The organism is Paraglaciecola sp. (assembly GCF_030730205.1).
Classification (GTDB): domain Bacteria; phylum Pseudomonadota; class Gammaproteobacteria; order Enterobacterales; family Alteromonadaceae; genus Paraglaciecola.
This window is the reverse complement of record NZ_JANQVQ010000184.1, coordinates 1-12980: the sequence shown is the minus strand read 5'-3', so window position 1 is coordinate 12980 and position 12980 is coordinate 1. Positions and strand designations below refer to the sequence as shown.

10 protein-coding genes and 1 pseudogene are annotated in these 12980 nt (G+C 33.3%); 6 read left to right on the top strand and 5 right to left on the bottom strand.

From position 1 onward, the window contains the following. The 3 genes and pseudogenes from NWQ57_RS12550 to NWQ57_RS12540 form a co-directional block, all read left to right on the top strand. A pseudogene (locus NWQ57_RS12550) lies at window positions 1-242 on the top strand (hypothetical protein); the annotation flags it as partial. Window positions 243-252: 10 nt separating this feature from the next. Beyond that, on the top strand, window positions 253-1248 hold the full coding sequence (locus NWQ57_RS12545) for a polysaccharide deacetylase family protein (protein WP_306022491.1): 996 nt from the start codon (window positions 253-255) through the stop codon (window positions 1246-1248). Continuing rightward, on the top strand, window positions 1245-2333 hold the full coding sequence (locus NWQ57_RS12540; protein ID WP_306022490.1) for a glycosyltransferase family 4 protein: 1089 nt from the start codon (window positions 1245-1247) through the stop codon (window positions 2331-2333). Before NWQ57_RS12545 ends, NWQ57_RS12540 begins: the two co-directional genes overlap by 4 nt. 40 nt (window positions 2334-2373) lie before the next feature. On the opposite strand, the gene NWQ57_RS12535 is transcribed toward NWQ57_RS12540, so the two are convergent. Continuing rightward, window positions 2374-3732, bottom strand: a complete 1359-nt coding sequence (locus NWQ57_RS12535) for a phenylacetate--CoA ligase family protein (protein WP_306022489.1) — start codon at window positions 3730-3732, stop codon at window positions 2374-2376. 124 nt (window positions 3733-3856) lie between these two features. On the opposite strand from NWQ57_RS12535, the gene NWQ57_RS12530 reads away from it, so the two are divergent. Then, complete coding sequence (locus NWQ57_RS12530) at window positions 3857-5569, top strand: hypothetical protein (protein WP_306022488.1); 1713 nt, start codon at window positions 3857-3859, stop codon at window positions 5567-5569. A gap of 21 nt (window positions 5570-5590) precedes the next feature. On the opposite strand, the gene NWQ57_RS12525 is transcribed toward NWQ57_RS12530, so the two are convergent. The 3 genes from NWQ57_RS12525 to NWQ57_RS12515 are packed head-to-tail and all read right to left on the bottom strand — an operon-like array spanning window position 5591 to window position 9645. After that, window positions 5591-7078, bottom strand: a complete 1488-nt coding sequence (locus NWQ57_RS12525) for a lipopolysaccharide biosynthesis protein (RefSeq protein WP_306022487.1) — start codon at window positions 7076-7078, stop codon at window positions 5591-5593. A 39-nt stretch (window positions 7079-7117) separates the two neighbouring features. After that, window positions 7118-8440, bottom strand: a complete 1323-nt coding sequence (locus NWQ57_RS12520; RefSeq protein WP_306022486.1) for an O-antigen ligase — start codon at window positions 8438-8440, stop codon at window positions 7118-7120. Between the two features lie 47 nt (window positions 8441-8487). Then, the gene (locus NWQ57_RS12515; RefSeq protein WP_306022485.1) at window positions 8488-9645 is read right to left on the bottom strand and encodes a glycosyltransferase; all 1158 of its coding nucleotides are present in this window, start codon (window positions 9643-9645) and stop codon (window positions 8488-8490) included. A gap of 101 nt (window positions 9646-9746) precedes the next feature. Between NWQ57_RS12515 and NWQ57_RS12510 the strand changes: the two genes are divergently transcribed. Both NWQ57_RS12510 and NWQ57_RS12505 read left to right on the top strand, forming a co-directional pair. Then, the gene (locus tag NWQ57_RS12510; RefSeq protein ID WP_306022484.1) at window positions 9747-11246 is read left to right on the top strand and encodes a lipopolysaccharide biosynthesis protein; all 1500 of its coding nucleotides are present in this window, start codon (window positions 9747-9749) and stop codon (window positions 11244-11246) included. Between the two features lie 30 nt (window positions 11247-11276). Beyond that, complete coding sequence (locus tag NWQ57_RS12505; RefSeq protein WP_306022483.1) at window positions 11277-12374, top strand: GNAT family N-acetyltransferase; 1098 nt, start codon at window positions 11277-11279, stop codon at window positions 12372-12374. A gap of 34 nt (window positions 12375-12408) precedes the next feature. Here NWQ57_RS12505 and NWQ57_RS12500 read toward each other — a convergent pair. Continuing rightward, window positions 12409-12980 (bottom strand): NAD-dependent epimerase/dehydratase family protein (locus tag NWQ57_RS12500; RefSeq protein WP_306022482.1); only part of this gene is annotated, 572 nt, incomplete at its 5' end.

Here is a 12980-nt window from a genome sequence, read left to right as displayed (position 1 = left end):
TAAAAGTACACACTCATGGTGCACAAGAAGGCGATATGGACACTTTATTAGGTGAGCCACGCGACTTTTTGCATAGCTACCTTGAAACAAAATACAACGATGGTGAAAAGTATGTTTTACATTATGTGTCTGCTCGTGAAATGTATAATATTGCTAAAGCCGCAGAAGCGGGCATATCAGGAAACCCCAATAAATACCGTGATTTCATCTTAGCTAAACCATCTTTTAAACTGAATAGTTAAGAAATAGCTCATGAAAAACACAATAAGAAAAATAATAGAAAAAACAGTTATCCATTTCCAAATCGATAAATTACTCTTGCGATTACTGCCAAATGGTTTATATGTTTTTAATTTTCATCGCATTGGTTCTAAACAAGATAGTGAGTTTGCAAGGGATGTTTTTTCTTGCTCTGAGGCTGCTTTCGAAAAAATCATAATTGATATAAAACAAAACTTTAGGGTCATTACTACTAATGAACTAGCGCAAAAGCTTCAATTTCAAAAAAATATTAATGAACGATTAGCATTAATCACTTTTGACGATGGATATATTGATAACTACACAGTCGCTTACCCAATTTTAAAAAAACACGAAGTCACTGCACTTTTTTTTCTTTCAACATCATTAATTAATTCAAGAAAAATTGCTTGGTGGGATGAAATAACATTCATGCTACGGCGCAGTGTTGGAAATACGGTAACTTTGCCAGATAATTCATCAAGTATGTTACTTGATGAACATATTATTGAGAGTCAAATTCAGCATTATATTCAAAACACAAAACGTCAGAGAAAAAACAACATCCCAAAAGTTCTTGCCGAATTACATATCGCATTACCTAAACAAGCAGAATTACTAGAGAATACGCCATCATTATTTATGTCATGGCAAAATATTAAAACGATGACCGCAAATAAAATGGAAATAGGTTCACATACCGTCAGCCATCAAATACTAACAAGCCTAACGGAGGATGAGCAAGAATATGAAATTACTAGATCAAAACACATTATTGAAGAAGAAATAACGTCAAAAATTTCAGCTTTCGCTTACCCTGTTGGAAGCTCTAACTGTTATAACGAAACATCAAAAAAACTTTGCCAAAAAGCGGGATACTTATTCGCTTTTAACAATCAGTCAGGTATCAATAAAACACTTAATGACCCTTTCAATTTATACAGAATCTGTATAGACAATGATAACTTACATAAATTTCGATTTAAAATTTGGATAAATCGAAAATGAGTAATCAAAAAATAAAGATTCTTCATGGTGTTTCTAGCTTAAATCTTGGCGGTGCAGAAAGACTAGCCATTGATGTTTGCCATTTACAGAACAAAGAAGGAACACCCTCATCAATTTACAGTCTAGGGACTGAAAATGATGCATTAGTTAGCGAAGCTAAAAAACTAAATATCAGCGTGACGCATGCAATAGGCAATTCACGTTGGTATAAATACACTCAATTTATAAAACTTGTTAAAAGCAACAACATTACAGTATTGCATTTTCACAGCCCTGCACTAATGAAGTTTTTACTACCTGTATTTTGGTTATTACCAAAAGAAACGAAGATCATTTATACAAGGCATGGTGCAGCACCTTACGCGACAAAAAGCTGGAGATTAATACATCAATTAATCAAGCCTTTTGTAAAGCACATAACGTTTGTTTCAAATGATGCACGTGATGTCTTTCATAAAAATCATAATTGGCCGCTCTCTTCATCAACCGTTATCAAAAACGGTATTATTGTGCCGCCTAAATCTAAATTAATAAAAACGCCAGATAATGTTTTAAGACTAGGCTCAATTGGCAGAATGGATCCGATTAAAGGCCAAAAATACCTATTACAAGCCTTAGCTGAAATGGCAAAAGAACAACAATGTAAATTTGAACTGCATTTTTTCGGGCATGGCAGTGAGTTTGAAAATCTAAGTAAATATGCGTTACAACATCTTGGAACTATGAAAATAGTTTTTCATGGCATTGTAAAAGACCGGAGTAAAATCTACAGTCAAATCGATATTCAAGTTGTGTGTTCAAAAATGGAAGGTCTTTCACTGGCTATTATGGAAGCCATGGCAAATTCTATACCGACTGTAGCAACTAACGTTGGTGGCAATCCTGAACTTATTAATCATAAATCTACAGGTATGTTGTTTGAGTACGCAGATACGAAAACACTGAGCAGTACTCTTATTGAGCTCTACAATAATAGAAATTTACTATCTAGCATTGAAGAAAATGCATACAACTATATAGCTATAGATTACTCATTAAGTGTGACTTTAGATAAGTATAATAAAATATACTCAACCAATAGCTAATCTTTTTTAAAGAAAGACTACATAAATTTAGCCTTTCTAGTTATAAAGCTTCTACAATATTAGAAACTGTTACCCTATGCTTCCCGCTCACAGTCAAAGGAATATCGTCAACATAATAAAAATTTACAAGCAATTCATTACCTACGGTATCAATCAAACATTGGTTAACATAGGTTTCTGCAAAGTTAGCGTCATACTTTTCAGTTTTAATAATCTTCAAATCAATTTCTAGAACAGAATTTTGAATTACTTGAAATTTATCAATACCAACAACATCTTTTAAAATGTATATAAAAAATTCGCCAGGTAAAAGATTGCCTGTTTTTGTTACTATCTTATCTAAACGACGACCATCAATATACGACAATTGTGAAAATGGTAGACCGCAATGGCATGGTTTATCCTTAAATTTAGCTATATCACCATTTACATATCTAACCAAAGGCATACCATAATTATAAAGATCCGTTATAACAACATTTCCAACATCATTTGTTGAAACACCCACATCATCTGTAATCTCCACAACCAAGTGATCTTCATTGATATGAAGGCCTGTTTTTTCCTTACACTCAGCAGCTATTAGCGTAAACTCTCTACACCCATAGGTGTTAAATAACGGCGCTGAAAAGGCTTTTTCTATAACCTCCCTTTGTACGTCAAAAAGTGGCTCAGCACCAACAATCAGCCATTTAACTTTAGTAACTTGAACATTGTTATCAACTATATATTTAGCAATTTCATACAAAGGCCCGGTATAAGCAACAATACCGTCTGGTTTAAAGTTATTTACAGCATCAACATAACTTTGAATATTGTCTTTTGACATTGAAAAAACATTCATTATTTTTCGATTGTAAAACCAGTTATAAAGTGCATCTTTGATTTTATGACCTTTCAATAAGCTTCCTACCGGGGTCCCCCAAAAGTAAAGCGTTTTATCACCAGTCTTACTGCCTGACCAGCCGTATCCTCGCCAAATGACACCCTGTCTACGATTGTAATTTTCTCTGTCATGCTCAAATTTGAACGGTGCACCAGTTGAACCACCAGAGGTTTTTGTTATGTTAATACCTTCATGAGTAGTAGCTCGTAATTGATCGTAATTTTCACGGATAATACTTTTTGTTAATAATGGGATTTTCTCTAGATCGGCAACGGTCTGAATATCTGACGGCTTAAAACCAAGTTCATCCCAGCTAGAACGGTAATAAGCTACATTTCTATAGCAATGCTCCAATAAATCTCTTAAAGCACTAAGCTGCTGGACTTTCAAATCTTCAGAGCTTAAAGTTTCATTGTGCATGTACTGGCGGTAATAAGAAAAAGTTTTCCGACGCTTAATTATGCCTTCATAAAATGGATACAAAACGTTAAAAAAAATCTTCTGATAAAGCATATGTCTTATCCTATTTAGGGAATAGCTACAAAGTAATTAAGGTTTAATGTATGTTTTATATAGCATTAGAAGTATAGCCACAATACTCACAAAGCTAAAGATTAATCAAGAAAAGGCTGCAAAGATGATTAAAATAACTAAATTTTTAATTTTGTCTTTTTTAATAATGACATGTACAAAAGTTGAAAGTTTTGAAACCACCATAAAATTGCAGCTTGATTCAGACATAATTGGTAAACAAAATGAAATTATAACTTTCGGTTTGCCTTTAGCAAGATCGAGTATTTACGACATCAACAATATCAGTGTTTTTTATAAAGGAATTGAGCAAAATATTTATATAGAAGAAGGCTTACGCTGGCACTGGTTAGATAACTCTTTACGTTCAGTGACTATCCAACTAACAAATTTTGACATGAGCAATCAATTAAATGAAGCTGAACTGATCATAAAAAAACACACTCATCAAGTAACAAGGATAGCCAAGAAAACACCACCAGAACAAGGCTGGGTAAAAGCTGGCGCAGATAAGTTTTACTTGTATTATCCAAGGGTATTCGCGCTACATGATCCGTTTTATCTTTCAACAACCGACATAGTGCCTCCTTACAACGTTATATCTAAAAGACAACCACAACTGAAATCATTGATTGGAAAAAAATTCGATCGTTTAGTACAAAAATTAGATTACAACGCGAGTACAAATGGAGAATGGTTATTTGACAGATCATCCGCATTATTTAAAGCCTATCTAAATACTGGTGAATTAACATTTTTAAAAGAAGCCTTTTTATCAAAGCAATTTTATTTTTTTTATGTCAGAAATGATCAAACAAAACCAGCTCCAGATGGTGGTAGTGGCTGTTGGCAATTTAAAACAGTAGCCTGTCAGGACGGTAAGTATATTTATACCCAACCAGCAAAACTCGCCTGGGCGTTACTGGGCGACAACAGCCAATGGGATAACGAATTAATCAACAATATGGCACTTCAGGCTGACTTAGGTAATTACCAATACAACACAAGAACCCCCATATTTAAAGAGAACCAAGGCTTTACAGAGCGAGCTGCCGGCTTAACAGGCCTAACCGAAGTAATTGCTTATGAAATTACAGCAGACAAAAAAATCTTGGGGAATTTAAAACAGAGAATTAACAGCTTATATCAAATGCAAAACATGCTGACTGAATGGGAGAATGAAAATCATTGGACGCCTAAGAGTGGCGCATTTGAACATTCATGGCTGGTACATGAAAACAAAGTAAAAACAAAAAATGCCAAGAAATCAGACACCGATAACTTTAGGTTTTCACCGTGGATGAGTGAAAACATCGCAGACTTTTTATGGCATGCCTATCAAATATCTGAACAAGCAAAAATTGCAGATATGCTGCAAAAACTTGGTAATGCAATAGATAAACATGGCTTTGCTTCAACCTATGTTGATGGAGAAGGAATAAATGCGAATTACTTAAGAAGAGAGGGCTTTAAAGCGCGTTTGGCTTGCACAGGTGCAGATAATGATGCCGTTGAGTTACTGTATTCAGCCTCAAGCGTAGCAAATCAAAAAGTAATAGCAGAAGACCACAACAAAAAATCGTATACTGATCAACATAATGTAGAAGTAATACTACCTTTATCACTAGCTTATTACTTTTCATTAAATACCAATGATAAGATAAGATTAGAAGCAAGAATAGAGAAGATCCTATCACACTGGTTAGATAATAAAACAAAGGATTGTTCAGGCTCTATCGGAAAAAACTTAAGAGCTTTTAACTGGCAATACCGTTCGAATTCTATTGCAACATGGTTTTGGATAAAACCTCAATTTTAGTAGATATAAAATATTACATAACTAATTTTTTTCAGATCTCAATGAAAGTAATATGCGTCTTAAATCTTTATTTAATATAAAATAAAACCCAACTAATACTGAGAACAATGTACTCATAAAAACAGAGAAAATTAGCTCTAACCATGTCATTTCCATAGTGAACACATGAAAATATTTATTAAAAAAATAGCTTAGCCAAAAAATGAATTGTGTCTTAAAAATTAAACTTAAACTGAAATAAAACTTAATTCCTAAAATCTTGTCCGCTAGAAAGACATAACCAATAGCGTGCACCAACAATGACGACAAGACACCACCCCAGACAACTCCAATTAAACCAAATTCATTTCCTAAAATGATTAATAGCGTAATGTAAATTATCGAAGCTGTTATTTCTAGTAACGCAATTTTTTGATGTTTAGCATGGGCTAACAGTAGATGTGATATTGGCGAAACTAACACTTTCAAAAAAAAAGCTAAAACAAAAATATGTAGTAAGTCTGCAGACTCAGAAAAATCACTGCCTACCCATAACATTATAAAAGCAGGGCCACATAGCATAACCGGTAAGAAAACCACACAACTAAGCCATGTGTGAATGAGCATTGAGTTTTGCATCAAAGATTCACTAAGTTCACCTTTCTCCAATTTTCTTATAAGAAAAGGTTGTAAAACACCCGTTATAGTCTGAATCATCGCATATGCTTGCCGTATCAATCGATCAGCAATTGAAAATATACTAATTGTTACAAGACCAAATAAATGACTAATGAATAAGGTGACAGATTTATCTTGAATTAAACGTGAGAGCTCAATAAGAACAACATGTTTTGCATAGTGGGATAAGTCAATTACATCATCGCTAAAATTTACAGGTACAGACAAAGATAAACTAGGTTGAATTCGATACGCGATGAAGAATTTTATTATGTGTACAGATATGTCAACAAAAAGCGTTATCAACACAAGTGATAAAAAGCCATAATCTTTTACCAGTAAAACCATTAACACAGCTTTAATTGTTATAGCGACAATAGAAACTTTAGAATCAATATCAAACTTCAAGTGACCACTAAAAATACCATGAAAACAATTCGCTACAAAATCAAAAACTAGTTTGATACTTAACAAGAATAAGGCATCAAAAACAAAAGGCTTATTATTTAAGTGTACACCTAAAACCAATGGATTTATTGCAATTAGCAGCACACAGGTAAAAGCGACAATACTTAAAAAAAGAAAAATGAAAAATGCACTGCTAAAGAGACTATTCAATCGTCTTGGGTCATTATTCTCAATTAACTGTGCCATACGACGTTGTATTGCGCTTGCGAAACCTAACTCAAAAAAACTTAACAAACCAACACTAGACAAAATAAGCAACCACAAGCCATAAGATTCTGCACCAAGTGCTTTAATAACAATAGGTGTCACTATAAGCATAGTCACAGCAGCCCAAATTGCTTCTAAAGCTCTATAGAACGAGCTGCTTATTAATAGACGTTTCAATATTAACTCATTGTAGTTATTTTATTTTTAGCAATTGACTTAAAGTGATACTTTAAGTGCTAAATAAACCATTAAGATCATTATCCAAGAAGCTAAACCACACTTAAATGCGACCTTTATGTTCATTAGTTCATTAAATTCAGGAACATATTTAAGCACTCTGTAATGTGAAGCAACGTTCATTCCCACGAAAATAAAAAGCAATAATATGTATGAACGGCTAAGGAAAAATGCCGTTACCATAAAAGCAATCATTGAAAATAATAACGCAGTATTGAGTTTAAGTTCATCCAAAATTAACGTTTTTTGAGGGTGATTAGCAAAACGCTCGACGGGTAACTTAAAAATTTTATAACCTATAAATACCGTTAATGCTAAAGCTCCGCCCCATAAGGTGTAACCAAAAACCCCAAGCTCGGCAGCAACGAGAATATATGAATTATGCGCTGTCCGGCCATGCCAATCAGCAAAGTTACCTTTACCTATTCCAAAAATAGGATTACTTAGTAAGTAATGAATGCCGTCATACCAGGCGTAAAGTCGTCCTCTCGCTGAAGCTTCACCTGAATTTAAACCACCAAACTGAGATAATAAAGTAGCTATTGCTGGACCAGACACGATGCCGAATATAATTAAACGTGTACCACCATAACGAAGTAATAAATAAAAACCAAATAAAGCTGCAGTACCCAGTATTGTGCCTCTAGATCCCGTTATGTAAATACCATACAAAAACACTCCAAAAATAGAAAATGATAAGAGTTTTGATATGAAACCGCCGTTGTAAAAAAAGTATACTAAAAAAGGCAGATTCATTACTAATAACATGCCAAGATCATTAGGGTCTTGAAATATACCAACATATACAATTCTTCTTAAATCACTACCTACTGCTTGGGTACCAGTCCAACCAAAACCATCGTAGCTATTTTGTTGAACCCAGCCGTTATGCACCATAAAAAGTGATGCAACAATAGTCACAAACATTATGCATTTTTGTCTGAAAGTTGTAGTTATAACGGTGGCAAAAAAGAATAAAGGTAGCATTAAGTAGAATGCAATATTAAGAGACTCGATAATTCCCTTTGTACCCCACCCATTTAAAAAACCTGAAACACTAACGATCGGTAATAAAAATATTAGTAATGTTTGTTGCGGTGCCCAACGTAAAGGTCGTTGAAGTGAGATAATTAGTATAAAACATACAATTGTAGATAACATTACAAGAGGAAATTTAGGAAATGAAGTTAAAAAGTCTTGTGGTCTTATCAAAACTAATAAAGAGTAAAAGAAAAGTGTTAAAAAGGCAAAACTAGAGTTTTGAGTATAAATATCTTTATTAAAAAATTTGTTTTTATTCAAAATTTTTACTCATTAATAATTTAATTTACTAGAAAAATGAACTAAATTTATATTATATCAAGAAGACTGATAAAATTTTTGGCCATTTTTTCTCTTGTATATTTACTTCGATCAATGCCTACTACTTTATGACTCTTTAAATTTATCAAGCCAAGTTTAATCGACTCTATGTCACCGTACTCAGCGAATATGACATTTGGCTCGTCTAATGTAATGACATGTGTTGCACTGCCTTTGTTACTGATGAGTAAAATTGGTTTTTCAAGCGCTAAATATTCAAATAGTTTACCAGGTATTTGATTAGTAAAGAGGTTTCCTTGGATGACAATAAGAGCACTACATGCCGCAGAAATTTTTAAAACCTCATCTGAATTCATGTAACTTATAAATTCAATACGCTCTGGATTATTAATTTTCAGTAATAACTCTTTAGTTGAATTATATGGTTCATCACCAATAAAGCGCATTTTAACAGGCGTTGAGAGTGAATCTATCGCCTCTATAAGTTGGTTAATGTCCCTTCCATTTTCGTAAAAAGACCCTGTATGAACTAGTTCAAAACCTCCATCCTCTGGATTTGTTTGGTTAATTGTAGAGGCAATTTTTGAGCAACCATTTTGAACAACGTATAGTTTTTCAGGTGAAACTTGTAGGCCAGCAGATATCATTTCTTTTGCGTTTTTAGTCGTAACACAATTAATTAATGCCTGTTTAGTATAATTATAAAAACATTTTTGTTTTTTCTGAGAGCTATCGTATAAAAAAGATGGAGGGTCTCTATAATCAGCAATCCATGGAATATTAAATTTTTTAGATATAAAAAAGGCAACTGAGTGATTAGACATGCTTGGATAACTAGATATAACTAAATCAAAAGATTTTGTTTTTTGAAGCGAATTGACTTTTATTTTAGCCAGCACACTCCATAAAGAATAATTGTCTAAATATTTAAATGAAGGAATATATCTACGCATTCTCCATAAGAATTTCCTTATTGGAAATGAATAAACAGTTACAATTTTTAAATTTTCATGACTGACAGTCAAAGAATAGTCAAAAATTGAAAAGTGCTCTTTATTAGCAGTAATGACTGTAATACGATCACCATTTTTAGCTAATGACTCGGCAATTGCTGAAATCCGACCCACACCTCCACCTCCACAAGGTGGAAATTCGCTAGCTATCATTAGTATATTTTTTTTCATAAATAAAAAATCAACTCAAATTTAGACATGGTATTATATGATAGTAATTACATTTATTTGATTAGTTTTTAGGATTATCTAATAATTATAACGGTAACATAATGATCAAAAAACATAAAAAAAACTTAGAGCTCACAGAGAATATTCATAAAAAACTATTCAGCGCATCATTTTTAATGATCTTAACAAGACTACTAGTAAAGTCAATTGGACTAGTTAGTATTGTTATAACGGCTAGACTCCTCACACCGGAAGACTTTGGTTTAATTGCTATAGCAATGGCAATTTATGCTTTCATAGAGTTATTTAGTTCTTTCGGTTTAGCAACTGTACTAATTCAAAAAAGTGATGCAGATGACGATGACTACAATACAGCGTGGACTTTTAAAGCTTTATTTGGCGTTATCTCTGCAGCTTTGTTAATAATATTATCTCCACATATCGCAAAATATTTTGAAGATTTAAGACTTGAAAATTTAATATATCTGATTTCACTTACTGCACTTTTAAATGGGTTTAGTAATATCGGTGTAATAAACTTTCAAAAGGATCTAGACTTTAAAAAAGAAATGAAATATCAAGTAATCCCAAAATTCATCAATTTTTTTGTTATCGTGTTTCTAGCATATGCACTTAAAAGTTACTGGGCTTTGGCTATTGGGATTGTTTTTGGTAACTTCATATCTTTTTTAGCAAGTTACCTCATGCATCCACATCGTTCAAAATTCGGCTTAAAATCGGCTAAAAAGTTAATGAGCTTTTCCAAATGGTTAATTTTAAATAACGCTTTATATTATGCAAATGAAAAACTTATCAATTTAGTAATAGGTAAAATGTTAGGAACCTCTGCGGTTGGTTCGTATACTATGACTAATGAAATATCAACAATTCCCTCAATGGAAATCGCTGCGCCTATCAACAAAGCTTCTTTTCCTGTTTACAGTAAACTGCAATCAAATTTAAAAGAGCTCAGGGTGGCATATCTCAGTACGCTATCTCTTTCAAGCAGTATTACTATACCAGCAGCTATTGGTATTGCTCTTATTGCGCCAAAACTTATTTCAACAGCATTAGGTAATAGCTGGATTCATGTTATTTACCTTATGCAACTTCTTGCTGTTGCAAGTTTATTTTCAGGTTTGTATAGCAATATAAGCTACGTCTTTAATGCTTTGGGTAAGCCAAAAATCCCTTTTTATTTTGGTGTATGTAAAGTAATAAGTATATATGGTCTCATATACATTCTTGTACCTTTTTATGGTATTGATGGTGTTGGCTATTCACTGATTTCAACATCTATAATAATGTTAATAATTACTAAGATAACCTTAAAAAAATTCATAAACATATCTTTCCTTAATATCTCAACATCTTTACTGAGACCAGTATTATCATCTTTATTCATGTACATTGTTGCATTTAATTTATTATCATTTGAATTATCAACGCCTTTACTAAGTTTGCTAACCCAAATAGTAATTTCAGTAATTTCTTATTTAACATTTTCTTTCTCAATTTGGCATCTTCAAAGCAAACCTGACGGCCTAGAAGAAAAAATAACAAGCCTAATTAGATCAAAAATATCTAAAAATTTACTTTAATATCAGTACTCAATATAAGAAATATAAATTATGATTAAATTGATCATTTTGGATTTGAAAAATTACAATAGTAATGAATTAGATAAAATATTAGAATATTTCAAATCACTACCTGATATCAGTTTTTGTGTTTCTTATTTATGGCTAGATAATTGGATAACTAAAAATATTAATAGATTAGATCACTTATATTTAAGCTTGCACTCAAAAGATGATGTTCCTATAGCATTTTATCCTTTATATTTGAAAAAAATTTATTTTGGCTATGAACTTAGATTCATCGGAACTGGTGAAGCTGAAACATCAGAAGTTTCAAGCGAGTTTCAGGACTTTATTATTAACCCTTTGTATATTTCAGAATCCTTAGAGCTTTTTACTCAACAGGTAAAGCAACTTAACCGCTGCGTAAAAATTAGTTTTGAGCATGTTCTGCCAGATTCCTTATGCATGCAATGGTTGAAAAGCTATAAAAAATTTGGATGGCAACTCCAAGAGCAACTAATCGGAAAACGCTATAGGCTTGATGTTCTGACTAGTGAACAGCAACAAATATCACAATTCCCGCAAACTACTTTGCGCAGGCAAGCTCGGCGTTTTACTGATCGAGAAGATGTACAGATTGTATATTGTGATGAAGACTCAAAAATTATGGATTTTTTTGATAACTTAATTGAGTTACATACGCTGCAATGGCAGAAACGTGGTAAGCCAGGAGCCTTTTCTACCCAAGTTTTTCGGCAGTTTCATTTAGATCTATCCGCGGCCCTTCTTAAGGAAAATCAGTTACTACTGTTCGAGTTGCTTGTTCAAGAAAAATGCATTGCCGTTTTTTATGGGTTTTATCATCACGATACGCTGTATTACTATCAAAGTGGCATCAGTGAAAACAGCCCTCTTATAAATACCGGCGTAGCGATGCATCTTATTGCAATGCGTCATGCAAGAGAAAAGCAGATAAAATTTTATGATTTGATGGCGGGTAAAGTGAACAGTTACAAAGCGCAGTATATCAATTCAGACACTGAAGTATATTCTATAAGCTATACAACGAAATGGATTTTAGTACTTTCACTATTTAATAAGTTTATGCGACGAGTACAATGTTTATTCTCGTTTAAAAAGGGCTAAATTTATAGCCCTTTTCTTATATTAAATGAAACTATTATTTACCCAATGCCACATACCAAGGCATTGCAATCTCTAATCCCTGCGCGATACGGTACTCAGGCTGATAACCTAAAAGTTTATTTGCTTTGCTAATATCAGCTTGTGAATGCCGAACATCACCTGCACGAAAGTCGCGATACACTGCTGATTTATCGTAATTTACATTATGTTGTTGCAAGCTATGTTTTATCGCGTCAAACAACTGATTTAATGTGGTTCTATCACCAACGGCAACGTTAAACACTTCACTACACCCTAACGGAGTTACAGCCGCTAATATATTGGCTTGCAAGGCATTGGCAACAAAACAAAAATCGCGGCTGGTTTCGCCATCGCCATTAATGGCCACATCTTCGTTGGCAATCATTGCAGCTGTCCATTTAGGGATAACGGCAGCATAGGCACCATTGGGGTCTTGTCTTGGACCAAACACATTAAAATAGCGCAAGCCAGTGCAATGAAACTGATAAGTACGAGAAAACACATCCGCATAAAGCTCATTCACATATTTGGTTACCGCGTATGGCGATAACGGCTTGCCAATGTTCTCTTCTACTTTCGGTAGTG